Source organism: Pantoea sp. EA-12 (assembly GCF_030053355.1).
In the GTDB taxonomy this organism is placed as follows: Bacteria; Pseudomonadota; Gammaproteobacteria; order Enterobacterales; family Enterobacteriaceae; genus Pantoea; species Pantoea vagans_C.
This window is the reverse complement of record NZ_JASGBY010000009.1, coordinates 148,554-173,570: the sequence shown is the minus strand read 5'-3', so window position 1 is coordinate 173,570 and position 25,017 is coordinate 148,554. Positions and strand designations below refer to the sequence as shown.

The window sequence follows — 25,017 nt, the reverse complement described above, 5'->3', positions numbered from 1 at the left end:
CATGGATTTTCAACAACTGCAGCGCGACTTGCTGCTGCAACGCTGGCGCAGTGAGCGACAGCTGGGACAACCGCGCAGTGCCTGTGGCCCGACCAATCGCATCAGCGATGTGCCCGGCGTGCGCGTCGGTCATCACACCGTGGACAACGGCGAGACGCAAACCGGCGTCACGGCAATTGTGCCGCCCGGCGACAACCTGTTCCTCAACCCATTACCCTGCGGTGCGACGGTATTTAACGGTTTCGCCAAGCCGGTTGGACTGGTGCAAGTGGAAGAGTTAGGTGTACTGCAAACCCCGATTTTACTGAGCAATACGCTGGCGGTGGGCACGCTGTTTACCACCCTGGTGCGTGATGCCATCAGCCGCAACCCGGAGCTGGGCCGCAGCCTGCCGACGGTGAACCCGTTAGCGCTGGAGTGCAACGACGGCTGGCTGAATGATATTCAGGCATTAGCCGTGACCGAAGCCATGGCGCAGCAGGCACTGGATTCCGCCCAAACCGATTTCGTGCGTGGCAGCGTCGGAGCGGGGCGCGGCATGAGCTGTTTCAGTCTGAAAGGCGGTATCGGCAGCGCATCTCGCCTTATTCCTTCACTAAATGCCACGCTCGGCGTGCTGGTGCTGGCCAATTTTGGTGCGCTCACTGCCCTGACGCTTGATGGTGTGCGCCTTGGCGAGATGATTGCCCCGTTGTTGCCAGAGCTGACGCCGCAGCGTGACGCCGGCTCCATCATCATTATCATGGCCACCGATGCCGCGCTGGATGCACGCCAGTTGAAGCGTATCGCTAAACGCGCCGGAGCGGGGTTAGGGCGTTTGGGCAGCTATTGGGGACATGGATCCGGTGATATCGCCGTGGCTTTTTCCACTCAAACCACGCCACAGCCGCCGGAAGACGCCGCGCTGGAACCGCTGCTTGCCGCCGCCGCCGATGCTACTGAACACGCGGTGTTAGATGCCTTATTGAGCGCTGAGGCGGTCAGCGGTTTTCGCGGGCATCACCGACCGTCATTGACGGAAGTACTGGATAAACTGGCGACGACACCTCGGTCGGCATAAATGCCGCCCCTACAAAAACATGTGATACCCGTAGGGTCGCCATTTATGGCGACCTTGTTCATCACCGCACGGAACTAACATAACCTCATGAAAATCTTTATCTCTGCCGATATCGAAGGTATTGCGGGCGTGATGCGTCCGGAGCAGTGCTCGCCCGGCCATGCGGAGTACCAGCTGGCGCGTGGGCTGATGGAACAGGAAGTGAATGCCGCCATCGATGGAGCCTTCGCAGGCGGTGCCACCGAAGTGGTGGTCGCAGACAGCCACGCGCAAATGACCAACCTGCGTGCGGAAAACATCGATCCCCGCGCGCGTATGGTGCAGGGCAAACCGCGCGGTTTATCGATGGTGGATGGCATTGAGCAGCAGCCGTTTGATGGCCTATTTTTTATCGGCTATCACAGCGCGGCGGGTGAACCCGGCGTACTGGCTCACACCATCAATGGCCGTGCGTTCTGGCGTATCCACATCAACGGTAAAGTGATGGGGGAAAGCGATATTTATGCCGCTGCCGCTGCCGAGCAGGGTACGCCGCTGTGGTTAGTCAGTGGTGATGATCAGCTGCAGGGTTGGATAGCGGAGCACTATCCGTCAGTGGATTACGTCTGCGTGAAACGCGCGATTTCCCATACCTGCGCCGAATCCATCAGCCCGCAGGCGGCACAGCATGCCATTCGCCATGCCGCCACGGCCGCCGTACAGCGCGCCCGCCAGGTCAGCACCACACGCCTCACGGCACCCTATGAGATGCAATTACAGGCCAGCAAACCGGTATTAGCGGATTTATTCAGTTTGATTCCCGGTGTGACGCGCATCGATGCGGTGACCGTTGGGTATCGTGCCGATCAGATGGGCACCTTGATCAGCCTGCTCAGTGCATTCTCCTATCTGGCGAGTACGCAGTCGTAGGCATATTCTTTGCAGGTCGTACCGCATTTCCTGCTGGCTTTTGGTAACCTGCGCGCAATTTATATATAACAACGAGGCAGTCATGCAGCTCTGCAGTTTTTATCTTATTGACCAGGAAAGAAAAAGTTACGGAATCGCCTTAAGTGATGGCGTCATTGACCTCGGTTTTCGCCTTGGCAGCGAATGCCCAGACCTGAAATCTTTGTTGCAACGCGGCGCGCTAAGCGACCTCGAGGCTTTTCGCACACAGCCGGTTGATTACCCGTTCAGCGCGATCCGCTTCCTGCCAGTGGTAGAAAATCCTGGCAAAGTGTTCTGTGTTGGCATGAACTACGCTGACAAACGCAAAGAGTTTGCGGAGACTATTGAAGCCCCGACGCTGTTTGTCCGTTTTGCTGATTCACTGGCGGGACATGAGCAGCCGCTGCTGAAACCGGCCACTACCCAAGAGTTCGATTACGAAGGTGAGCTGGCGGTGATCATCGGTAAAGCAGCTTATCAGGTCAAAGCTGCGGATGCCCTGCAGTACGTGGCCGGTTACAGCTGCTTTATGGATGCCACAGTGCGTGACATGCAGTTCACCTGGTTTACCGCCGGGAAAAACTGGCAGCAGACCGGCGGCTTTGGTCCGTGGATGACCACCGCGGATGAGATCCCCGATCCGCAGCAGCTGGCGATTAAAACCTGGTTAAATAAGCGTGAAGTGCAGAACGACACCACCGCCAGCATGGTGCATCCGGTGGCGAAAATCATCGAATATATCTCTGCGTTCAGTCCACTGTCGCCAGGTGATGTGATCATCACCGGTTCACCGGGCGGCGTGGGGAAAAAGCGCACGCCACCGCTGTTTATGTTCCCGGGTGATGAGATAGAAGTGGAAATTGAGAAGATTGGCCGTCTACATCATTACGTAGCCTAGCGCCCGTCATACTTCGAGCCGCAGCTGCGTTGACTGCGTGTGCTCACCCCAGTCACTTACTCATGTAAGCTCCTGGGGATTCTCCCACTTGCCGCGTGATTCGGCCTTCGGCCTCACCCTGTGGGCCAGCGCAAGCGCTGTTCAAAAGCGCCGTAAGGCACTTTTGTGCTGCAACTCGAATTATTTAGGGCGTGCTGTCTGTAAAAATCTCACCACGCGGCTGCGGTTCAACTGCAGCCGCAGCGCTTCGCCTTCGCGCGATATCACAAACCGCTTCTCCCACGGTCCGTCCTGCGCGGTGGCTAACACCCGACCACCTCCCAACGATTGCAAGCTGGCGCGTATCGCCGCCGGGCCGATGCCCATGATGAGGCTGTCGCCTTCAATCACCATCTCGCTGCGCCACGGCTGTGCAAACCAGCGGCCTTGCATTTGCTCAAGGCTGGCACGGTCTGCCTGCACCGGCACAAAACGACGCGGTGCATGACCAATTTCACCGACAATCGCTGTGCCAGCATGGCGTAACTGCATCGGAAACGTGCTGGAGAGTGAGACCGCATCGCCATGCGCATCGGCACGCCATAAGGTTTCACCGGCACCGAGCCAGGTCGCTGTCACGCCGTTGATCTCCAGCCAGTCGGCGGCGTCTTCCGCCACATACAGGCCAGGCGTGAGATCGTGCCCTTTCTCCGGCAGTGTACGATTAAGCAGCGCCGCCATCACGCGCAGGGCGCTTTCCGAGGTCGCGACATCCTCGCGGTTCGCGACAATCGCCACACCCAGTTTCAACTCCGGATGCAGCAAGAAATAACTTTTATATCCGGCATGCGATCCACCGTGGCCAAACAGCGTCTGGCTGCCCAACGTAGTGCTGGTGATGCCCAGCCCATAGCCGCTGATGCGGCCATCATTCAGGCTGCGTGGTGCGGTCAGGCGCTGCAGCACGCCCGCGCCTGCACCGTTGTCGGCCAGCAAGCTTTGCAGCCAGCGCGTCAGATGGTGGATGCTGCCCGTGACACTGCCAGAGGCAGAAAGATGCAAACCCGCGCTGGCGAGCTGCCACTGTGCGCCGTTTTGCCAGTATCCCGGCACCAGCCCCGGCACGACATCAAACCAGGTTTCCGGCGCGATCAAATTGATATCCAGCGGCTCACACACATACTGTTGCAGCAGATCGTTGAACAACACCCCTTTGGCTTTGAGCGCTTCCTCCACCAGACGATAGCCCGTGTTGGTGTATGAAATCTCGCTGCCGGGCGCGTAATTGAGGTCGCCTTCCTGCGCGATAAAATCCAGTAACTCTGCGGCGCTGGTGGCGTTGTACACCGACAATCCCAGCAGCGACAGGGTTTCACGCACGTCAGGCAAGCCGCTGCTCATATCCAGCGCCTGGCCGACGGTAATCTGGCCGTTAGCCCCGGTGAGCTGCGGCAGATGCTGGGCAAGCGTATCTTCCAGTTGCAGGTAGCGACGGCCTGGCCCGGTCACCAGGGCGGCAAACAGATGCTTGGTGATCGAGGCAAATCGCACCACGCTGTCAGCGCTGAAGGGCGTTTGCTGGGCTAAGTCGGCCAGCCCGGCGCAGTGGGTGGAGTGAATCTGATGGGCATCAAACAGTACCATGGCGCCGCCCGGCGCGCCTGGCTGCTGCCAGCTTTGGGTAATCTGTTGTGCCACCTCTGCGGCCTGTTGCCAGTTTGCGGTCATGCCGGTTCCTCCAGCGTCATGCTGAGATCGAAGAGTTGAGCGGTATGCGGATGTTGGATGCGCCGCGCGCGCAAATCCTCTGCGCTCAGTTGCTCCACCATCTCACCCTGCTGCATCACCCCAATGCGTTGACACAGATGCGTCACCACCGCGAGGTTATGCGTCACCATAATGTAAGTGAGTTTGCGCTCAGAGCGTAGATCGCTGAGTAAATTGAGGATTTCAGCCTGTACCGACACATCCAGCGCGGAGGTCGGTTCATCCAGCAGCAGCACTTCCGGCTCGGCGATCAGGGCGCGGGCGATCGCCACACGCTGGCGCTGGCCGCCCGACAGTTGATGCGGGTAGCGGAAACGCACGGCGGCAGGCAGGCCAACTTCACTTAATGCCTGGCTGATGCGCTGCTCCGCGCGATCAAGCTGATGTACCAATAACGGCTCATGCAGAATGCGATCAATGGTTTGACGCGGATGCAGCGAACCGAACGGGTCCTGAAACACCATCTGCACCTGGCGATAGAAGGCGCGGCTGCGTTTAGCACTCAGCTGCATGCCGCCAAACTGCATACTGCCTTGCCAGTCGGCATTCAGCCCAGCAAGCGCGCGTAAAATGGTGGATTTTCCCGAGCCGCTTTCGCCGACCATGCCAAAGCTTTCGCCGTTCGCGACGGCAAAGCTGACATCTTTCACCACCTGGTGCACGCCGAAAGCAATGCGCAGGTTATCGATTTGAATCATGAAGTTGCCTGTTAATTCTGAATGTTCTTTGTCACGGTGCGCATTAATACGTCATCGTGGCCCGTGCGGTCATTGGCCAAGTGCGCAGAAATGCGCACCCTACGGGTTTGTAGGGGCGGCATTTATGGCGACCGTGTTACCAGGCCTGGATTATTCCCGCCACGCCGCATCGCGCTGTAGTACCGGCAAACGCTCGCGAGGATGTTTCAACGACGGCAAACAGGCCAGCAACCCGCGCGTATACGGATGCTGCGCCTGCTGTAATTGCCCGGCCTCCAGCAGCTCGACGATCCGTCCGGCATACATCACCGCCACGCGATCGCAAAAGTGCGACACCAGCGGCAGATCGTGGCTGATCAAGATCAACCCCATACCGCGCGCCGACACCAGATCGTCAATCAACTTGAGGATCTCCGCCTGCACCGTGGCATCCAGTGCGCTGGTGGGTTCATCCGCAATCAGCAATTCCGGGTCCGGTGCCAGCATCATGGCAATCATCACGCGCTGGCCCATGCCGCCCGACACTTCATGCGGGTAGCGCTTCGCCACTGCGGCTGCATCACGAATCTTCACCTGCTCCAGCAGGTCAATCGCCGCCAACATCGCGGCTTTGCGGCTGCCGCCTTTGTGCTCGCGCCAGGCTTCAGCAATCTGCTGTCCAATGGTCATAACCGGATTGAGCGAATATTTTGGGTCCTGCAGGATAAAGCCCACGCGCTTACCGCGAATCTGACGCAGCACTTTCTCGCTGGCACCGCGCAGATCAATACCATCGAAACGCAGCACATCGGCGTTCACTTCGGCGTTGCCGGGCAGGAGCTGCATCAGGCTGCGTGCGGTCAGGGATTTGCCCGAACCACTCTCGCCAACGATGGCGAACTTCTCGCGGCCGACGCTAAAACTCACGCCGCGGACCGCTTCAAAGGTTTCCGTGCGACTGCGAAACGCAATACGCAGGTTTTCAATTTCCACCAACATTTAGCGCTCCTTGGGATCCAGCACATCACGCAGACCGTCGCCGAGAAAGTTAAACGCCAGTGAGGTCAGGAAAATCGCGATACATGGCATCAGCGGCACCCACCACTCGCTGAACAGGAAGCGGCGTGCGGTGGCAATCATCGTGCCCCATTCAGGCGAAGGGGGCTGTGCGCCCATACCAAGGAAGCCCAGGCTGGCGGCAGTGATGATGATGGAACTCATATCCAGCGTGATGCGCACAATCAGGCTCGGCACACACAACGGCATAATGTGGCGCAGGATAATGCGCATTGGCGAGGCACCGGTCAGCCGACTGGCGGCGATAAAATCGCTGTGGCGGAACTGCAGGGTTTCCGCACGCGCCAGACGGGCATACGGTGGCCAGGCGGTTAAGGCAATCGCCAGAATCGCACTCTCCACGCCGGGCTTGAGAGCGGCGACAAACGCCAGCGCCAGAATCAAACGCGGAAAGGCGAGGAAGATATCGGTAATACGCATCAAGGCTTTATCGACAATCCCCCCGGCATAACCGGCGATACAGCCAATCAACAGGCCGAGCGGGGCGGTCAGCACCACCACCGCGATCACCATGCCCAGCGTGGTGCGTCCGCCGTAGATAATACGCGTCCAGACATCACGGCCCAGCTCATCGGTGCCGAGCCAGTGAGCCGCAGACGGCGCGGCTAAGCGGTTATCCAGATGCTGTACACTGGGGTCAAATGGCGTTAACCACGGCGCAAACAGCGCCAGCAGTAGCATCACGGCAATCACCGCTAATCCAGCCATCGCCAGCGGGTTGCTGCGCAGACTGAGCCACAGGCGATAACGACGGCCCCACACCGCCTGACGGCGATTCGCTGGCGTGTCATCCAACAGCCAGTCACGAGAGAAGAAGATCATTTTACGCGCGGGTCCCAAAGTCGATAAAGAAGGTCAGCCAGCAGGTTGAGCAGCACATACACCGTGCCCACCAGGAGCGTTGCACCCACTACAGGGTTCATGTCGGCGTTCATCAGAGAAGTGGTGAGATACTGGCCGAGACCCGGCCAGGCAAAGACGTTTTCCGTCACCACCGCACCCTCCAGCAAACCGGCATAGGTCAGCGCCAGCACGGTCACCAGCTGCACGGCCACGGTAGGAAACGCATGCCGCCAAATCACCCGGCGTGATGATAATCCCTTGGCACGCGCGGTGATCACGAACTCGCCGCTCAATGCATTGAGCATGAAGGTGCGCGTCATACGCGTGATGTAGGCCATGCTGAAGTAAGCGAGGATTAACACCGGCTGCGCCATGTGCGCCAGCGCATCCCAGAAGGCATCGGTCTCACCTGCCAGCAGTGAGTCGATGGTGAGGAATCCGGTGACCTGCGGCACCATATCCTGCCAGATAATGTCCTGCCGACCTGGGCCGGGCGCAATGCCCAACACGGCGTAGAACACCAGCAGACTAAGTAATGCCAGCACGAACACCGGCAGCGAGTGTCCCGCCAGGCACACCACGCGAATGGTTTGATCCACCCAGGTGCTCTGCCGCACTGCCGCCCACACGCCGAGCGGAATACCGATCAGCGCCGCGATAATGATCGCGGCCGTGGCCAGCTCCATGGTGGCGGGGAAAAAGCGCGCAATATCGGTGGTGACCGGATTCGAGGTCAGAATCGATCTCCCCAGATCGCCATGTAACAGCTGGTTGAGGTAATGGCCAAACTGAATGTAGAGGGGCTGATCCAGTCCCATTTCCACCCGCACGCGATCCACTACCGACTGCGGTGCGTTATCACCCACCGCCGCCAGCACCGGATCGGTGGGCATCACGCGACCAATAAAGAAGGTCAGTACCGACAAACCAAACAGCGTCAGCACCAGGCTTCCCAGAGTGCTGACGATTTTTTTCAGTAATGGCATCAGGCTTTTTTCACCTGATCATACGGCCACTGCTCCAGCACGGTCATGTGTACATCTTTGATATTCTTGCCGCAGGCGACGTTTTTGGTCTTCTGCATCATGAAGATAAACGGACTCTTCTCACGGCCTAACTGCTGAATCTGCTGATAGAGCGCGATGCGTTTGGCCGGATCCGGCTCGTGCAGCGCCTGTTCTGTCAGCTTATTAAACTCTTCATCAGACCAACTGCAGCGCCATGCCAGGGTACGCGCACGTGCGTTGTCGCTGTTATCGGTATTGACGCAGAAAGCTTCGGTGTTGGAGTTAGGATCGAAATAGTCTGCACCCCACACGGTGAGCGCCAACTGATGCTGACGGGCACGCATTTTGGTCAACACCTGACGGTTCTCGGCGGCAATCAGCGACACTTTGATGCCAATCGCACCCAGCTGCGTCTGAATGGCCTGGGCAATATCCGGGTAAGGCTGCATGGAGTAGTGGTCGAGGGTGATCTCGAAGCCGTTCGGATAACCCGCTTCTGCCAGCAGTGACTTGGCTTTCGCCACATCTTTGTGGAATGGCGTGTCGTCCAGCGCGGCGGGGAAGCCACTCGGCAGGAAACTTTGATGGGTGATAAAGCTCATCGACAGGATGTTTTTCTGGATGCTGTCGTAGTCCAGCGCCCACTTCAGTGCCTGCCACACTTGAGGATTTTTCAGGTATTCGTTATTGGTGTTGCACGACATCAGCATGATGGCCGACAGCGATTGATTCACCAGAGACACGCTGCTGTCGTTTTTCAGCGGCAAAAGTTGTTCAGTCGTCAGATCGTAAGCCGCATCGACATCGCCTTTCTTCACCATCAACGCCTGTGCGGCAGGGTCAGCAATGTGCTTGAGGATCACGCGCTTAATCTTGCTCTGCGCGGCATATTGCGGGCTCAGCTCCAGAATCACCGTCTCACTGGCTTTCCAGGTGCGCAGGGTGAAAGCTCCCGAACCGGCGCTGTGCTGCTTCAGCCAGACATTACCAAAGTCATTGTTCTGCTGATTGGCTTCACAGGCTTTCTTAGACACGATGCTGCCCACGGTGGCGGACAGGCAATACAGCAGGAAGGTTTCTGCTGCCGGTGCGCCAAGTTTCATTTCTACGGTATGGGCATCTTTCGCCGTCACCATCTGGGTGACGTTGTCTTTGGTGAAGCCAAACTGGTTGATGATAAAGGCCGGGCTTTTATCCAGTTTAACGATACGTTCAATCGAATAGGCGACGTCTTCTGCCGTCAGTGGCGTACCGTCGGCGAATTTTGCCGCCGGATCGAGGTGGAAGGTGTAAGTGGCGTTATCGCTGCTGACATCCCAGCTTTTTGCTAACTGACCGATGACCTTATCCGCTTTTTGAGGGTCGGGGGTGACCAAGCGCTGGTACATGTTGCCGCAAATCTGCCCGCCAGTGGCTTCGAAGCTTTCATGGGGGTCGAGGCTGGTGATGTTGTCGAGCTGCATGGCCATTACCAACATGCTGGGCGGAGTATCGGCAAACGCGGTGTTGAGGCTGAGATAAGAAAAAGCAGGTACGGCTGCGCATCCTGCGAGAAAACGTCTTCTGGTTACCATGACAACTCCAAGTTATTGATTATTAAAATTAAATTATTTTATTTTGCTCTTTTATGTCTTGACTTTCCCCGTGTGCAGGGGGATTAATAATGGGATTAAGTCAATTGTTTCACGCTTGAATGCTTGCCTCTTTTTGGTGCAACCTGCCCCGCTAATTGGCAGCGCTTGCGCTTTCTCCCGAACATGGAACCGATACAACATGTCTGACACGCTTAACCTCGACATACCGGTCTTTGACGGTCACAACGATGTGCTCAATAAACTGTGGCAGCACCATCAGCCTGATGCGGTGCAGGCATTTCTGCAGGGCACTGGCCGTGGCCAGATGGATCTTCCCCGTATCCGCCAAGGAAATATGGTAGGTGGGATTTTTGCCACCTGGGTGCCGTCACACCCTCTGATTGCAAGAAGTGCGCCAGACCTCTCAGATTTTCCTCAGGAAATTATTGGCGCTGCGCGTGAGGCGACTTTTTCGATGCTGGCGCTGCTGCTGCGTATTGAGCAGGCTTCTGCAGGGCAGGTGAAAATTTGCCGCAGCGCGCGCGACATCCGCGAGTGCATGGCGAAAGGCGTGCTGGCGGTGGTGATGCATGTGGAAGGGGCCGAAGCGCTCGATACTCATGGTGAGCTGCTGGATATTCTCTATGCCAGCGGCTTGCGTACTTTGGGGCCGCTGTGGAGCCGTCCGAATCAGTTTGGGGATGGCGTGCCGTTCCTTTACCCCTCATCACCGGATATCGGCAACGGTTTGACGGCAGCGGGCAAGCAGCTGGTGCGCGATTGTAATCGCCGCCGCATCATGGTTGATCTGTCGCACATGGATGAAAAAGGCTTCTGGCATACCGCGGAAATCAGTGATGCCCCGCTGGTGGCGAGCCACTCCAATGCCCATGTTATTAGCGCGCAATCGCGCAACCTCACCGATCGTCAACTGGCGGCGATTAAAGAAACCCACGGCTTTGTTGGCGTTAACTTCGCAGTGCCGTTCCTGCGGGAAGATGGCGACCGCCATGCACCGACCACCGTTGATGCCATCGTGCAGCACGTGGAATATCTGCTGGAAAAAGTCGGCGAAGATGGCGTGGGCTTTGGCTCTGATCTGGATGGCGCGACCATGCCGGGGGATATGAAAGATGTCGCCGGTTTCCCGTTGATCGTCAACGCATTGGCGGCACGCGGTTATTCGCGTGAGCTGCTGGAAAAAATCTGCCATGGCAACTGGCTGCGGGTGCTCGAAGCCACCTGGGGCGAATAATCATGCGGCTGCGTCATATTGAAGTGTTTCAGGCGATTGTGCAGACCGGCAGCATCAGTGCGGCGGCGCGATTGCTGAATGTGTCGCAGCCGAATGTCAGCCGCGTGCTGAATCATGCCGAACAGCAACTCGGTTTCGCGTTGTTTGAGCGGCGGGCGCAAGGGATGATTGTTACCGCAGAAGGGCGGCGTTTGCTGCCGGAAGTGGAAGATCTCTACCAGCGTTTGCAGTCGATTACCCAGCTAACCGAGCAGCTGCGACGCGGCGAGGGACAAATTGTCCGTGTCGGTGCGGCACATGCTTTTGGTCAGATGGTGTTAGCCCCGGCGCTGGTGAACTGGCGTCAACAAGCGGCGTCGGTGAGCGTGGAGTTAGTGACTGAACACTTCAGTACGCTGTGCCAGATGATCATGGATAATCAGCTCGATTTTGCACTGGTGTTTGGTCAGCAGGTAGATGCCGATTTGCTCGCGGAGCCGCTGTTTCAATCCTCGATGGTGGCGTTATTGCCGCAGCACCACACCCATAACGCTCCCGCCACGCTGGAGTGGCTGTGCGCCAATAACCTGTTAATGATGCAGAACCATGACCCGCTGGGCCGGGTGCTGCATCGCGCCCTGCGTGATAAAGGTCTGGACCCGGCGGTGTCACTGTCGATTAAAACCTACTCGGTGATTGCGGATATGGTGCTGGCGGGCGGCGGTGTCGGCGTGGTGGATCTGTTCACCGCCTGCCGCTATGCCGACCAGCTGAAGTTACTGCCGGTGGCACAGCCGCTGCCGTTTGAAGTGATGCTGATTAGCCGCCGCGATCAGCCGCAATCGCAGTCAACGTTGCAGTTAAAACAGGTGATTCGCAACAAGTTATGGGAAATTGCACGTCAGTGTGAAACGCGGTTTTTTACCAGGTCGGCATAAATGCCGACCCTACGAAATCACGTGAAATCCCTGTAGGGTGCGCATGAATGCGCACCTGGATTACACCCCATCCGTAATCGGTTTACGTACTAACACCAAATACGCCAGCGCACCCACCACCGTTACACCAGCGCAGATCATCAGCGCCAGGCTAAACGATTTTGTGGTATCCAGCACCCAACCGGTGATCACCGGCGCGAACGAGGCGAAGACAAAGCTGGCGAAGTTCTGGATGCTGCCTACTGACGCCGTCATTCGCGCGGTGACGTTGGCGTGAATCAAGCCCCAGCACGATGTCCCGGCAAAGTGGATGCAGAACAGGGCCATACCGATCAAGGTAACGGCGCTGGTGGTATCTGTGGCGCGGGTGACGAAGGTCGTGAAGGCCGCAGACAGCAGCATGCCGCTGACAATCGACACCTTACGTACTTTCACCGCATCCATGCCGCGACGCACCAGTGCATCCACCACATAGCCATTCAACAGCATGCCAGCTGCACCAAACAGGAATGGAATCGCCGCCAGCAAACCGGTGCTTTTCAGATCCAGATGATAAGTGGATTGCAGATAACCCGGCAGCCAGGCGATGTAGAGCCATGCGGTGTAGTTAATGCCGCTGAAGCCAATCATCATGCCCCACATGGTGCGCTGCTTAAACAGGCCGCGCCACTCGGCAAAGCTCAGCGGCTCTTTGCGTGAGGCCACACTGCCCGCCTGCAAATAGTGGATCTCTTCGCCGCTCAGTTTGCTGTTATCGCGGTTGCGATACATCAGATACCAGCCGATGGCGAGGAACATGCCGAGCACGCCGATGGTGACGAACATGCCACGCCAGCCCATGACCAGCATCATGGCGGCCAGAATCGGAGGCGCAACGGATAAGCCGATCATCGAGGCGGCGTTAAACATGCCCATCGGCATACCGCGATCTTTGATGTTGAACCAGTCGTTGATCACTTTAACGCCGCACGGGTTCATCGGCGCTTCACCGATACCGAGCCCGATACGCACCAGCACAAACTGGGTGAAGTTATGCACCAGACCGGCCGCCGCCTGGAACAGTGACCAGATAAACATCCCCAGTGCCAGCATGATACGTGGCCCTTTACGATCAAGCAGCGCACCACAGGGCAGCTGCGCTAAACCGTAAGCCAGCGAAAAGGCTGACAGCAGCACGCCAATCTCGGTGGCTGACAGCCCCAGTTCACCCCGGATGGTCATATTTGCCACCGACAGCGAACTGCGATCAAGATAGTTAATGATGGCGGCAAACAGCAGCAGCAACATCGCCGTCACCTGAATCTTTTTAATGCGCGGTGAGCGCACTACGTCACTGCGTGCCGGGACAAAATCTTGTCCGTCTGCAGCAGGTGCGGGTGCGGTATCACGACCACGTGCGGATGTATTTTCCATTGCAACCTCCCAGGTATGGGGTCTTATCGTTATCAACTGTTGGGATCCTGCGGCAGCGAAACGGTGCTGCCACAATGGATTGCTTTGGAGACTAGAAGTAAACCGATCGGGATGTTGCGAGGATGTTTCAGATTCGTGCGGGCGCTTATGCTTTGTGGTTTTTAATCGGTTTTTAATTGTACTGACGAATACAGCGGATCATCGATGACTTCGCCGTGCCGAGATGGTTATGCAAGGCGCATAACGCTTCCACATCCCGGCGGCTAATCAAGGCTGTCAGAATCGCCATATGCTCTTCCAGTGCCACAATATTCCGCTGCTTCAAATCGGTCTCATCCCATTGATAATGCGAATGAAAAATCACCGATATAATTTCCAGTGACTGATTGAAAAACGGGTTGTTGGCGGCGGAAAGAATCAGCGTATGCATCTCCTTATCCAGTGCAGCAAAGTGGCGATAGTTGCTGGCAATGGTGTCGCGCATCGCCCGGTGGCGATCTAACAGATCACGCGCCTGAATCCAGCGCTCATCCTCTGAAGGCAGATTAAGAAAGCGCGTCAGGGCATGGGTTTCCAGCATTTCACGCAGTTCGAACAGGTTTTCAGCGTAAGTCTGATCAAACTTTTTCATGCGCCAGTGCCCGCGTTTCACGGGTTCCAGCAGATCGTAACGCATAAAGCGCAGCAGAAATTCGCGCACCACCACCGGGCTGGCTTTCACCTGCTGTGCCAGCTGCAACTCGCTAAAGTTGTCGCCGGGCATCAGCTGGCGCTGGTTTATCAGGTTAAAAAACGTCTGCTCGAACTGCAGCGCCTGCTGATCGATCGGCGGGCTGAGGGCGCTAAAACCGTCGTCTTCGCTGGGATCGCGTACGATAACGTAGGTCTCTTCGACTTTATCCAGTACGCCACGCTCATGCAGATGTTGCAGGGTGTGGCGCACGGTGGTGCGGCTGATATTAAACATTTCAGCCAGCGCTGCTTGCGGTGGCAACGGAGAACGAATGTGACGTTTGGCGATGCCCTCCAGCATTTGATTAATCACATTCTGGCGCAAATTTTGGCTTCGACTCATCGGGTTCTCCGGTTTTTTATTTATTAAAAACCACACAAAGCCCAAAAAAATGGCGCTGCTTCACACTTCCGCAGGTGCAAAAAGCGGTTATCGCTGATTTTCGCCATAACTGCGACATCAGCACAGGAGAAGCCCATGACAACAATGAAAACCCTGGTGGTTGCCGAGCCGCGCAACATGGTGTGGCAGCAGCGTGAAAAACCTACGCCTGCCGCGCACGAGATTTTGATTAAACCCATCGCCGCTGGCATTTGTGGCACCGATATTCACGCCTGGGCGGGAAATCAACCGTTCTTCAGCTACCCACGCGTATTGGGTCATGAACTCTGTGGTGAAGTGGTTGAAGTGGGCAGCCGGGCAAACGGCTTTAAGGTGGGGCAGCGTGTGGCGCTGATTCCCTATGTGTCATGCCAGCAATGCGATGCCTGCCTGAGCGGAAAAACCAACTGCTGCGAAAATATCTCGGTGATTGGCGTGCACCAGGACGGCGGCTTCTGTGAGTTTCTCAGTGTGCCGGCCAGCAATCTGCTGGCCGTGGATGAGGTGGCGCCGGAAGCGGCGGCATTGATTGAACCCTTTGCCATCAGCGCCCATGCGGTGCGCCGCGCGGCGGTAGCAGCGGATGAGCAGGTGCTGGTGGTGGGCGCAGGGCCAATCGGTTTGGGCGTCGCGGCGATTGCAGCGGCGGCGGGCGCGCAGGTGGTGGTTGCGGATACCAGCGAACCGCGTCGTCAGCATGTGGCGCAAAAACTGGGGTTAGCGACCCTCAATCCCCTGGCCGAAGATTTTGACGCGGCTTTGCGGGCAGAGTTTGGCGGGCGACTGGCGGCGAAAGTGATCGATGCCACCGGCAGCCCGGCAGCAATGAACGGTGCGGTGAAGCTGATTCGTCACGGTGGCACCATTGTGTTTGTTGGCTTGCACAAAGGCGATCTGGTGATCCCGGATATCGAGTTCCACAAACGCGAAGCCAGCGTATTAGGCAGCCGCAACGCCACCCATGAAGATTTCGCTAAAGTCGGCGAACTGATGGCGAGTGGGCAGCTGCGTGCCGACATCATGCTGAATCGCCATTTCGATTTTTCCACGCTGGCGGAAACCTTTGAGTCAGAGGTGATTAATAATCGTGAGTTGATTAAGGGTGTGATTCATTTCGCACGCTGAGATTGGGCGTATCGGGGTTATAGCCTGCTACTTTTGTCAATGAGATAACGCCAGCCAGGGCCGCTTTGGGTCCGGCGGTCCTCGCGCCGCTCACGCGGTGCCTTCACTTCTCTCGTCAGCCTGACGGACCGACGCAGACGGGACATTCCCTGTCCCGGCTGCGCCTTTCGCCCGCATCCATGCTGGCTCTCCTGGCCTCCTCATTCCGTTCAGCGCTGCGGATTGCCGGACCCAAAGCGGCCCCAGCTTGCTTCGTAGCTAAGGTGCGGAGTGGTGAAGGGCATTGTGAGGCTGCATCTATTCGGCACCCTACATTTGCAGTGCCGCAAAAAAGTGTTCCCGTACGGCTTCGGCATCCACGCCGAGGCACAAGCGCTGTGGGCGGAGTCCGGCAAACGGATCTTCACGTGAGGCGAGGGCGCTCAGGCGTCGTACTGTTTGACCGCGGCTAATCCCTTCGGTCACCACCCGCACTGGCGCTTCGGTCACCGTAAACGCGTGCGGCAATGCCAGCCATGACAGCGTCAAGGTGTCATGCAGAGCCATCCCCTCAAATCCCTCTTTTTGCAGGCTGTAAGCCAGATACGGACGGCAAATCGCGCTCAGCACCGGCTGATTTAACTGCCGGACTTCCTCTGCGGTGATCAACACCTTATGGGTGACATCCAGCGGCAGCACCACCACAGGCAGCGCCGAGGCCAGCACTTGATCGGCGGCATGCGGATCTTTCCAGATATTGAACTCGGCGAAGGGCGACACATTGCCGGAGTGGCCGTCGGTGCCGAATGCACCGCCCATGATCACCAACTCCTTTACCAGCGGGATAATATCGGGCGCCTGGTTGATGGCGCTGGCGATATTGGTCAGTGGCCCAATCGCCACAATCGTGATGGCATGCGGTTGCGCGCGCACGCTATCGATAATGAACTGCACCGCGCTGGGTGCCTCTTCGCTGTGCGGATTGTTGAAGGCATCACCCAGTCCATCGATGCCGTGCAGCGTGGCGGGCGCAGAAGGGGCCAGTGCCAGCGGACGCGAACAGCCTCGATACACTGGCGCATCAATGCCCATCTTCTGGCAAAACAGGCGGGCATTTTTCACCGCCTGACCAACCGCCACATTGCCAAATACCGTGGTAATCCCCAGCAACTGCTGAGTTTTCGCCGCGTAGGCCAGCGCAAAGGCATCATCCACACCGATGTCCGTGTCAAAAATCAGGGTACGCATTGGGATCTCCAATTTTGTATAAATGGAAGCAAAGCGAAAATATCCAGAATATGAATGTGCTACAAACTTGAGGATAAATCAGGAGTAAACATGAAAATAAAATCGCTGATATTTATCCCACCAGCAGGACATTGCCACCGTAATACAGAACTCTTTGCTTTACTCATGTTGCTTGCTCTCTCGGAGAAAGATAAGGCGGCGAATGCTGGGATGACGCGAGAAGAGTTGTTAAAGGACCTTTTTTAAGTAAAAGCGAGTGTACTCTCACGTATTGTCACCCCCGCTGCGCCAGCGTATTATCATGCCGCTAAGGTGATGGCGTGCCACCTTCCCCAACCGCCGTTCTGGAAACAGACGGCTGATGACGCCTGACAACACTCGTATCCCTGCGCGGGAGACGGCGGTGTGTCAGGCGTTTTTCTGTCCTGCCGCGGCCCTGCGCGTAACTCATTTCAGGAGCTCCAAAAGTATGTTGAAGTCGTTACTGGCTGTTGTGCTCGGTGGTGCCGTGGGCTGTTCGCTGCGCTGGCTGATCTCGTTACGTTTTAATGCGCTGTTCCCTAATCTGCCGCCGGGCACGTTGATGGTAAACCTGGTGGGCGGCTTTATCATTGGCGCGGCGCTGGCCTTTTTTGTGCGTAACCCGCACATCGATCCCTTCTGGAAGTTACTGATTGTCACCGGCCTGTGCGGCGGCTTAACCACGTTCTCCACCTTCTCCGCAGAAATTGTCGGCCTGCTGCAAACCGGAAAATACCTCTGGGCGATGTCGAGCGTAATGGTGCATGTTATCGGTTCACTGCTGATGACCTTTGCCGGTTTTGCTGTGGTCAATTTGCTGGGATAAAACCCCGGCGCATCACGGGCTTGAAATAACTCCTAAGAGGTAGATACTGGTCGGTGTTCTGTTGGCGTGACAAGCAGAACCTGTCACCGATTTATCCGGACGATTAGGGAGCCCGTTGATGCGAAGTAACCCCAAATTCCTTAACCTGGTGTTGTTAAACGGTGAACCTGAGCAAAAGCTGCGTGCCGCACGTGCAGCGGGTTTCGAGCAGGTTGAGATCTGGCGGGAAGATGTTGAAGCCAATACAGCGCCGCTGGCGCAACAGTTAGCCCTCGGCTTTACCAACTTGCAGGTGCTGCGCGATTTCACCGGTGCGCCGGATCATCTGCGGCTGCAAAAGCGCGAGGAAATGCGGCAGTTTATCCAGATTGCACAGGCGATAGGCTGCAACACGCTGCAGGCGCCCGCCACCACCCGTGAAGACTGCGTGGCTGAACGTATCGATGAAGATTTGCGCTGGATGGCATCCGAAGCCGCACGTTACAACATGCGCATCATGTATGAGCCGATGGCGTGGTGCAGCGTCGATAATACGCTGCCGCTGGCATGGGAAAGATTGCAACGACTGGATCAGCCGAATATCGGGCTGGTGGTCGATCTGTTCCACATCTGTGCGTTAGGCGGCGATGCTTCGCAGCTGGATGGTATACCCGCCGATCGGATTTACGAGGTGCAACTGTGCGATATGGCGGAGATGCCGCCGCAAGAGCCGGGTGCGCTCAGTAACTATGCGCGCCACCAGCGTTTACTGCCCGGCGACGGCATCATTGAAGTCGAACGCTTTGTCGATAAGCTGAAAAGTGGCGACTACAGTGGGCCGGTGGGCATCGAAGTGTTTAACGACCAGTTAAAAGCGCAGCCGCCGGAAGTGGCTGCGCAACAAGCCTGGCAGGCACTAAACCGCTACTGGCTTTAGTCCTGCAGGCACTGAGCGATAAAGGTCGCGGCCTGCATGGCACCCTGTGAAGAGATGGTGTGCCCGGTGGTGGCCTCATAACGCGCTTCAACCGTCAAACCCGCTGCCTGCAGACGCTGCGCGGCGGATTCCGTCTCGCTGTAGGGAATCACGCCATCCGCTTTGCCGTGAATCAGCAGTGCCGGGGTATGGGCTTGCGGGGTTAATGCGCCATCAAAAGAGAGGCGGCCAGAAAACGCCACCACGCCAGCCAATGGGTAGCGCCCCGATGCCAGCGCATCCAGCGCCATGATCGAGCCCTGAGAAAAACCCACCAGAATCACTTTATCCCAGGCGTCAGCCATCCCGTGCTGCGCCATCAGCTGCTGTAACGTCGCATCAAAGGTCGCACGCGCTTCGCGTACGCGCGCCGGACGGTTTTCTGTCGTGATCCCCGTCAGGCTAAACCACTGGTAACCCATTGCATGTTCAAACGGAAAGGGCGCATTCGGCGAGGCAAACGCCACATCCGGCAGCAGGTTGGCCCAATGGTGACCCAGCCCCGCCAGATCGTCGCCATTACTGCCGACACCGTGTAAAAAAATCACTAATGCTTTTGCCATGCCACTGCTCCTTAAAAACCGTAATCCGCCATATCGGGGCCAACCGGTACAATGCCGTTGGGATTCAACGCTTTGATTGAGTAATAACCCTGTTTGATATGGTCGATGTTAACTGTCTGACGCACACCCGAAACCGCCAGCATACTTTTCAGATAGCGATCGAGCAGCGGATAGTCGCGCAGGCGGCGCAGGTTACATTTGAACAGGCCGTGATAGGCCACGTCAAAGCGGATCAGCGTAACAAACAGACGAATATCCGCTTCGGTCAGGCGCTCGCCCAACAGGAAGGTGCGACCATCCTGCAAGCGTTGCTCCAGCTCATCGAGCTGGCTGAATACGTCGTTGAACGCCTGCTGATAGCTCACCTGAGTGGTGGCAAAACCGGTGCGATAGACGCCATTGTTCAGACGGGGATAGACCGATTCGTTGATCGCGTCGATCTCGGCACGCAGATCCTCGGGATAAAGATCGAGGCTATTGTTCGCCAGATCGCCAAATCCACTGTTCAGCATGCGCAAGATATCCGCTGACTCGTTGTTCACTATAGTCTGCGTCTTTTTGTCCCACAGCACCGGGACGGTGGCGCGACCGGTAAAGTCGGCATCTGCGCGGGTATACAATTCGTGAATGTATTCGGCCTTATTCAGCCAGTCGCGGTCGGAACCGGGATAGTCGCCGAAATGCCAGCCCTGTGCGCCCAACTGCGGTTCCACCACCGATACGCTGATGACATCCTCCAGTCCCTTCAGACTGCGCGCCACCAAGGTGCGAGAAGCCCACGGGCAAATCAGCGCCACATACAGATGATAGCGATCCGGCTCGGCAGCAAATTCACTGGAGCCGTCTGCGGTGATCCAGTGGCGAAAACTGGACGTCTGACGGACAAAACCGCCTTGTTTATCGGTGGCTTGTACCGGATGCCACTCTGCGCTCCACTTACCGTTTACCAACATCGCTCGACTCCTCTGTAATGAGGACGTCAGCATATCGCGCTGCTGGTTTGGTGATAATCCGGGCAAAATGACAATCATTGCTTCCAAATTGGAAGGAATCAGCCGGGTGGATGCTGCTGGAAATGTTCGGCGAGGAAATCAATCAGCAAGCGGGTCTTTTGCGCCAGATGGCGGGCGGGCGGATAGAGGGCAAACAGGCCCAGCGGCGGCGTAGCAAAGTTTTCCAGTAGCGAGACGATTTCACCCCGCTGTAGCGCTGGTGCGGCGATAAAACCGGGCAAACGCGCGATGCCCAAACCGGCAATCGCCGCCTGCAAACAGGCTTCGGTATTGGAAAAACATAAACGGCCGCGAATCGGCATGCTGACGCTATCCCCGCAGGGTGTGACAAACGGCCAGTGCCAGGGATCGCGAAAATTGGTGTCGCTGATACATTGATGGGCGGCCAGATCGCGCCAGTGCTGTGGCGTGCCTTGTTGCAGCAAGTAGGCGGGCGATGCCGCCACGCGAATCGGCACATCACCCAGACGACGGGCAATCAGGCTGCTGTCATCCAGCTTGCCAATGCGAATCGCCATGTCGAAGCCTTCATCGACGATATTAACCGCGCGATCGGAGAAATTGACGTCCAGTTCAATCAACGGATAGTGACGGGCGAAAGCCACTAACACGCTGGCTAGCACTGCGGTGCCGAACGTGCCAGGCGCGCTGATTTTCAGGCGACCGGTGGGCGTGGTGGCGTTTTCACGTACTGTGGCATCCAGCGTATCGAAGGCCTCCAGCAGGGTTTTCACCCGTTCATAGTAGGCCCGACCCACTTCCGTGGGCGACAGTGCACGCGTGCTGCGTTTAAACAGCTGCACCCCCAGTTCTTGCTCCAGCCGTGACACCAGCTTTGAAGCCTGACCGCTACTGGTGCCAAGACGCTCAGCGGCGCCAGCAAAACTGCCCACTTCCAGTACCGCGACAAACATGCGGTCACAATCAAGACGATCCATGGCGGTTCCAGTAAAGGGAAAAGGGTGAGTATACACATTCGTGAATCACGGACGATAAATGGTCATGCCATCATAAATTGCTAAATGCGACAATATGTCGCGCAATTGCATCTGTTGTACGTTAAGCAATGACGTATTGATAGTACCCCTTGCAACAATGTATGGGGTGATGACGACATGAGGTATAGAGATGGCAACCAGCATTCGCTTAGACGATGACTTCGTTGAAGATGTGAGAACTCATGCAGAAGCCATGAGCCGCAGCGTGCCAAAACAGATTGAGCACTGGGCTAAAATTGGCCGCATTGCAGAGGATAATCCCGATCTGACGTTCTCATTTATCAATGAGATTTTACTGGCTAAAGCAGAAATGGATAACGGCAAGGTCAAAAAATATGTGCGCAGAAAAGACCGGACAGGAAGTTGAGGTTTATCAGACCAGCCGTTTCGAGAAGGCATTTAATCGCCTGACGGAACAGGACAAGGAGGGCGTTGATGAAGAAATCGACCGCATCATTGCTAACCCAGATATTGGCGAACGCAAGAAAGGTGATCTGAGCTATCTTTGGGTGCATAAGTTTTACTTGGGTAAGCAGCAATATCTTTTAGGTTACAGTTGGGTCAATCTGAAACTGGAAATCTATCTTCTCAGCCTGGGTACCCACGAGAATGACTACGATGAGCAGAAACGCCACCGTAAAGGCGATTTAAAACTTATCGGTTAACTCAGCTCCTGTTTTAGGGTGCGGCCCTTGGGCCGCCCGATGCTCTAATACCCTGATTGGCATTCAGTGCGCCGCCTCTTTTCCCCTGCCGCAAAACCTGTTGAACTAGGCTTTCGCCTCAAGCTGGCCGGGAGCCATCAATGTCTTTGCTTCACCTGTCATCGCTGGCGGAGATTTCCGCTCTCGAATGGGATGCGCTGTTACCTGACGATCAACCTTTTCTACGCCACGCCTTTCTGCTCACTCTGGAAGAGAGTGGTTGCGTGCGGCCAGAAAATGGCTGGCAGCCCGATCACCTGCTGTGGCGTGAAAATGGCACGCTCAGCGCGGCGCTACCGGGCTATCGAAAACGCAATTCTCAGGGCGAGTATGTGTTCGACCACGCCTGGGCGGATGCCTGCCATCGCGCTAGCATCCATTACTACCCGAAATGGCTGGGGGCGATCCCCTTCAGCCCGGTGACCGGTGCCCGTTTGTTGGGGGATTCTACCGCCATTACCCAACTGCTGGCCGCAATGCCTGACTATTTACAGCAACACAGCCTGAGCGGCGCGCACATCAACTTCACCACGCCGTTCGCCAACGATGTCATGGCGCAACAACCCGACTGGCTGGCACGCCTTGGCATTCAGTATCACTGGCATAACAAAGGCTATCGGGATTTTCAGGATTTCCTCGACACCCTGATGTCGCGCAAGCGTAAACAGCTGCGTAAAGAGCGCGAACAGGTGGCGAGCAGCGGCTTTGAATTTCATTGGTATCGCGGTGATGAGCTGAGCGAAGATCAGTGGGATTTCGTCTACACCTGTTATGCCAACACCTACGCGGTGCGCGGGCAGCGCCCCTATCTGACGCGTCAGTTTTTCAGTTTGCTGGCCGAACGTATGCCGCGCTCGATACGGGTGACCATCGCCAGCGTGCAGGACCAACCGGCCGCCATGGCCTTTTATCTGGTGGATGGTAATACGCTCTACGGGCGCTACTGGGGCTGTCTGGCGGAGTTTGACCGCCTGCACTTTGAAACCTGCTTCTATCAGGGGATGGATTTCGCCATTGCCGAAGGGTTGCAGCGCTTTGATGCCGGAGCACAAGGTGAGCACAAACTGGTGCGCGGCTTTGAACCACAAATCACCCACTCATGGCACTACTTGTGCCATCCGGGATTGCGTGCAGCCGTAGAAGAATATTTAGTGCAGGAACGTGCAGGGATGCGCGCCTGGGCGATTGAAGCGCGCGATGCCCTGCCGTATCGACGTGGCGATTAATCCGCGCCGACAAAACCACCGGTCTGATGCTGCCACAAGCGCGCGTACAAACCGCCGTGCGCCAGCAGCTCGCGGTGGTTGCCCATCTCGACAATTTCACCTTTCTCCAGCACCACCAGGCGATCCATTTTGGCGATAGTGGAAAGACGGTGCGCGATGGCAATCACCGTTTTGCCCTGCATCAGGGTTTCCAGGCTCTCCTGAATCGCTGCTTCCACTTCGGAATCCAGTGCTGATGTGGCCTCATCCATGATCAGAATAGGCGCATCTTTCAGCAGCACGCGGGCGATAGCAATTCGCTGACGTTGACCGCCGGACAATTTCACCCCGCGCTCACCGACATGCGCATCCAGCCCGGTACGGCCTTGCGGATCGGACAGCAGCGGGATGAACTCGTCAGCGCGGGCGCGAATAATTGCCGCTTGCAGCTCATCCTCAGTGGCATCCGGACGCCCGTACAGCAGGTTTTCACGAATCGAACGGTGCAGCAGCGAGGTATCCTGAGTGATCATGCCAATCTGCCCGCGTAGGCTCTCTTGTGTCACCTCGGCGATGTTCTGGTCATCAATCAGGATACGCCCGCCGTTGATGTCATAGAGTCGCAGCAGCAGATTAACCATTGTGGATTTACCGGCACCGGACGGCCCGATCAAACCGATTTTTTCGCCGGGTTTGATGGTGAGATTGAGGCGATTAATCACCTGGCGGCTGCCACCGTAATCAAAACGCACATCTTCAAAACGAATCTGACCGCGCGTGACCTGCATCTCCTTCGCCTGCGGCTCATCCTGCACGCTCAGCGGCTGGGCGATGGTGTTCAAACCATCTTGCACCATACCGATGTTTTCGAAGATGCCGTTCACCACCCACATGATCCAGCCTGACATATTCACCAGGCGAATCACCAACCCGGTGGCCAGCGCAATCGCGCCCACGCTGATCAGTGACTGGCTCCACAACCACAATGCCAGGGCTGAGGTGCTGACAATCAGCAGGCCGTTCAGCGTCGACAGCGTGATATCCATGGTGGTGACCATGCGGCTGGCGTGCTGGGTTTTGTCGGTCTGCTCCTGAATCGCTTCACGCGCGTAGCGCTTCTCCAGATCGTTGTGGGCAAATAATTTGATGGTGGCGATATTGGTGTAGCCATCCACAATGGTGCCCATCAGTTTCGAACGCGCCTCGGAAGAGACCACCGAACGCTGCTTCACGCGCGGCACAAAGAAGCTCAGCGACACGCTGTAAGCGACGATCCAGATAATCAGCGGAATCATTAAGCGCCAGTCGGCTTCGGCGAACAGCACCAGCGAGGTCACGGCGTAAATCACCACATGCCAGATGGCATCCACTAACTGCACTGCGGAATCGCGTAGTGAGTTGCCGGTTTGCATAATGCGTTGGGCGATGCGCCCAGCGAAGTCGTTCTGGAAAAAGTTCAGGCTCTGGCGCAGCACATAGTTGTGATGCTGCCAGCGGATCATGCTGGTCATGCTTGGGTTAATGTTTTGATGTACCAGCATATCGTGCAGGGCAATGATCACCGGCCTTAAGATTAGGGCGACAAAGCCCATCCACAGCAGCACCGGCCAGTTATTGGTAAAAAGGGTGGCGGGTGTGGAGTGATTCACCAGGTCGATAATACGGCTGAGATAGCTAAACAGCGCCACTTCAATCAGCGCCTGCGCCAGCCCGACAATCAGCAGGGCGACAAAGCTTGGCCACACCTGACGCAGGTAGTAGAGATAGAACGGCCATACGCTGGCGGGGGGAGAATCGGTTGGTGCATCCTGGAAAATATTGATAAAACGTTCAAAACGACGATACAACATAAAGTCACTCTTTCCGTTT

25 protein-coding genes and 1 riboswitch are annotated in these 25,017 nt (G+C 56.7%); of the genes, 12 read left to right on the top strand and 13 right to left on the bottom strand.

Translation table 11 applies throughout. The features are described from left to right. Position 1: 1 nt before the first annotated feature. The 3 genes from QMZ30_RS15515 (at position 2) to QMZ30_RS15505 (ending at position 2,888) form a co-directional block, all read left to right on the top strand. Positions 2-1,060: a DmpA family aminopeptidase gene (locus QMZ30_RS15515; protein ID WP_283228058.1), complete on the top strand. Its 1,059-nt coding sequence runs from the start codon at positions 2-4 to the stop codon at positions 1,058-1,060. A gap of 87 nt (positions 1,061-1,147) precedes the next feature. Then, positions 1,148-1,969, top strand: a complete 822-nt coding sequence (locus QMZ30_RS15510; protein WP_283228057.1) for a M55 family metallopeptidase — start codon at positions 1,148-1,150, stop codon at positions 1,967-1,969. An 82-nt stretch (positions 1,970-2,051) separates the two neighbouring features. Then, positions 2,052-2,888: a fumarylacetoacetate hydrolase family protein gene (locus tag QMZ30_RS15505; protein WP_283228056.1), complete on the top strand. Its 837-nt coding sequence runs from the start codon at positions 2,052-2,054 to the stop codon at positions 2,886-2,888. A gap of 180 nt (positions 2,889-3,068) precedes the next feature. Here QMZ30_RS15505 and QMZ30_RS15500 read toward each other — a convergent pair whose 3' ends face one another. From QMZ30_RS15500 to QMZ30_RS15475, 6 genes are all read right to left on the bottom strand, one after another. Further along, positions 3,069-4,595, bottom strand: a complete 1,527-nt coding sequence (locus tag QMZ30_RS15500; protein ID WP_283228055.1) for a serine hydrolase domain-containing protein — start codon at positions 4,593-4,595, stop codon at positions 3,069-3,071. Next, complete coding sequence (locus QMZ30_RS15495) at positions 4,592-5,332, bottom strand: ABC transporter ATP-binding protein (protein ID WP_283228054.1); 741 nt, start codon at positions 5,330-5,332, stop codon at positions 4,592-4,594. Before QMZ30_RS15495 ends, QMZ30_RS15500 begins: the two co-directional genes overlap by 4 nt. Positions 5,333-5,482: 150 nt before the next feature. After that, a complete protein-coding gene (locus QMZ30_RS15490) occupies positions 5,483-6,310 on the bottom strand; it encodes an ABC transporter ATP-binding protein (protein WP_039333346.1) in 828 nt (275 codons plus the stop codon). Continuing rightward, positions 6,311-7,210, bottom strand: coding sequence for an ABC transporter permease (locus QMZ30_RS15485; protein ID WP_058970158.1), 900 nt, complete (start codon positions 7,208-7,210; stop codon positions 6,311-6,313). It abuts the gene before it with no gap. Then, positions 7,207-8,217 (bottom strand): ABC transporter permease, encoded by a 1,011-nt coding sequence (locus tag QMZ30_RS15480; protein WP_058970160.1) that lies wholly within the window; start codon positions 8,215-8,217, stop codon positions 7,207-7,209. Before QMZ30_RS15480 ends, QMZ30_RS15485 begins: the two co-directional genes overlap by 4 nt. Further along, positions 8,217-9,812: an ABC transporter substrate-binding protein gene (locus QMZ30_RS15475; RefSeq protein WP_283228053.1), complete on the bottom strand. Its 1,596-nt coding sequence runs from the start codon at positions 9,810-9,812 to the stop codon at positions 8,217-8,219. Before QMZ30_RS15475 ends, QMZ30_RS15480 begins: the two co-directional genes overlap by 1 nt. Before the next feature lie 199 nt (positions 9,813-10,011). On the opposite strand from QMZ30_RS15475, the gene QMZ30_RS15470 reads away from it, so the two are divergent. Beyond that, on the top strand, positions 10,012-11,067 hold the full coding sequence (locus QMZ30_RS15470; RefSeq protein ID WP_039333335.1) for a dipeptidase: 1,056 nt from the start codon (positions 10,012-10,014) through the stop codon (positions 11,065-11,067). Positions 11,068-11,069: 2 nt separating this feature from the next. Continuing rightward, entirely contained in the window at positions 11,070-11,984 is a 915-nt protein-coding gene (locus tag QMZ30_RS15465) for a LysR family transcriptional regulator (RefSeq protein ID WP_039333333.1), read from the top strand. Between the two features lie 60 nt (positions 11,985-12,044). Here the strand turns inward: QMZ30_RS15465 and QMZ30_RS15460 are convergent, their stop codons facing one another. Together QMZ30_RS15460 and QMZ30_RS15455 are read right to left on the bottom strand one after the other, a co-directional pair. Continuing rightward, entirely contained in the window at positions 12,045-13,397 is a 1,353-nt protein-coding gene (locus QMZ30_RS15460) for an MFS transporter (RefSeq protein WP_283228052.1), read from the bottom strand. Between the two features lie 172 nt (positions 13,398-13,569). After that, positions 13,570-14,472 (bottom strand): GntR family transcriptional regulator, encoded by a 903-nt coding sequence (locus tag QMZ30_RS15455; protein ID WP_283228051.1) that lies wholly within the window; start codon positions 14,470-14,472, stop codon positions 13,570-13,572. Positions 14,473-14,607: 135 nt separating this feature from the next. Here QMZ30_RS15455 and QMZ30_RS15450 point away from each other — a divergent pair, with 135 nt between their 5' ends. After that, the gene (locus QMZ30_RS15450; protein ID WP_283228050.1) at positions 14,608-15,636 is read left to right on the top strand and encodes a zinc-binding alcohol dehydrogenase family protein; all 1,029 of its coding nucleotides are present in this window, start codon (positions 14,608-14,610) and stop codon (positions 15,634-15,636) included. Between the two features lie 309 nt (positions 15,637-15,945). Here the strand turns inward: QMZ30_RS15450 and QMZ30_RS15445 are convergent, their stop codons facing one another. Further along, positions 15,946-16,863 (bottom strand): nucleoside hydrolase, encoded by a 918-nt coding sequence (locus QMZ30_RS15445; RefSeq protein ID WP_283228049.1) that lies wholly within the window; start codon positions 16,861-16,863, stop codon positions 15,946-15,948. A 90-nt stretch (positions 16,864-16,953) separates the two neighbouring features. Between QMZ30_RS15445 and QMZ30_RS15440 the strand changes: the two genes are divergently transcribed. From QMZ30_RS15440 to QMZ30_RS15430, 3 genes are all read left to right on the top strand, one after another. Continuing rightward, complete coding sequence (locus QMZ30_RS15440) at positions 16,954-17,109, top strand: hypothetical protein (RefSeq protein ID WP_283228048.1); 156 nt, start codon at positions 16,954-16,956, stop codon at positions 17,107-17,109. A gap of 56 nt (positions 17,110-17,165) precedes the next feature. After that, positions 17,166-17,241: riboswitch (Fluoride riboswitch) on the top strand. Positions 17,242-17,332: 91 nt separating this feature from the next. Beyond that, the gene (gene crcB, locus QMZ30_RS15435; RefSeq protein ID WP_039333080.1) at positions 17,333-17,710 is read left to right on the top strand and encodes a fluoride efflux transporter CrcB; all 378 of its coding nucleotides are present in this window, start codon (positions 17,333-17,335) and stop codon (positions 17,708-17,710) included. Positions 17,711-17,828: 118 nt separating this feature from the next. Further along, positions 17,829-18,626, top strand: coding sequence for a sugar phosphate isomerase/epimerase family protein (locus QMZ30_RS15430; protein WP_283228047.1), 798 nt, complete (start codon positions 17,829-17,831; stop codon positions 18,624-18,626). Here the strand turns inward: QMZ30_RS15430 and QMZ30_RS15425 are convergent. The 3 genes from QMZ30_RS15425 to QMZ30_RS15415 all read right to left on the bottom strand — a co-directional run bounded on the left by QMZ30_RS15425 (position 18,623) and on the right by QMZ30_RS15415 (position 21,179). After that, positions 18,623-19,228 carry an alpha/beta hydrolase gene (locus QMZ30_RS15425; RefSeq protein WP_283228046.1) on the bottom strand — a complete coding sequence of 202 codons (606 nt, stop codon included), beginning with the start codon at positions 19,226-19,228 and terminating at the stop codon, positions 18,623-18,625. The two genes, QMZ30_RS15430 and QMZ30_RS15425, sit on opposite strands and share 4 nt — an antisense overlap. Positions 19,229-19,239: 11 nt before the next feature. Beyond that, positions 19,240-20,181 carry a glutathione S-transferase family protein gene (locus QMZ30_RS15420; protein ID WP_283228045.1) on the bottom strand — a complete coding sequence of 314 codons (942 nt, stop codon included), beginning with the start codon at positions 20,179-20,181 and terminating at the stop codon, positions 19,240-19,242. Between the two features lie 98 nt (positions 20,182-20,279). Then, positions 20,280-21,179, bottom strand: coding sequence for a LysR family transcriptional regulator (locus QMZ30_RS15415; protein WP_283228044.1), 900 nt, complete (start codon positions 21,177-21,179; stop codon positions 20,280-20,282). Between the two features lie 190 nt (positions 21,180-21,369). Here QMZ30_RS15415 and QMZ30_RS15410 point away from each other — a divergent pair, with 190 nt between their 5' ends. The 3 genes from QMZ30_RS15410 (at position 21,370) to QMZ30_RS15400 (ending at position 23,169) form a co-directional block, all read left to right on the top strand. Beyond that, positions 21,370-21,606, top strand: coding sequence for a ParD-like family protein (locus QMZ30_RS15410; RefSeq protein ID WP_084936699.1), 237 nt, complete (start codon positions 21,370-21,372; stop codon positions 21,604-21,606). Next, positions 21,575-21,904, top strand: coding sequence for a type II toxin-antitoxin system RelE/ParE family toxin (locus QMZ30_RS15405; RefSeq protein ID WP_283228043.1), 330 nt, complete (start codon positions 21,575-21,577; stop codon positions 21,902-21,904). Before QMZ30_RS15410 ends, QMZ30_RS15405 begins: the two co-directional genes overlap by 32 nt. 140 nt (positions 21,905-22,044) lie before the next feature. Next, complete coding sequence (locus QMZ30_RS15400; RefSeq protein ID WP_283228042.1) at positions 22,045-23,169, top strand: GNAT family N-acetyltransferase; 1,125 nt, start codon at positions 22,045-22,047, stop codon at positions 23,167-23,169. Here QMZ30_RS15400 and QMZ30_RS15395 read toward each other — a convergent pair. Then, on the bottom strand, positions 23,166-24,998 hold the full coding sequence (locus QMZ30_RS15395; protein WP_283228041.1) for an ABC transporter ATP-binding protein: 1,833 nt from the start codon (positions 24,996-24,998) through the stop codon (positions 23,166-23,168). The two genes, QMZ30_RS15400 and QMZ30_RS15395, sit on opposite strands and share 4 nt — an antisense overlap. Between the last annotated feature and the right edge of the window lie 19 nt (positions 24,999-25,017).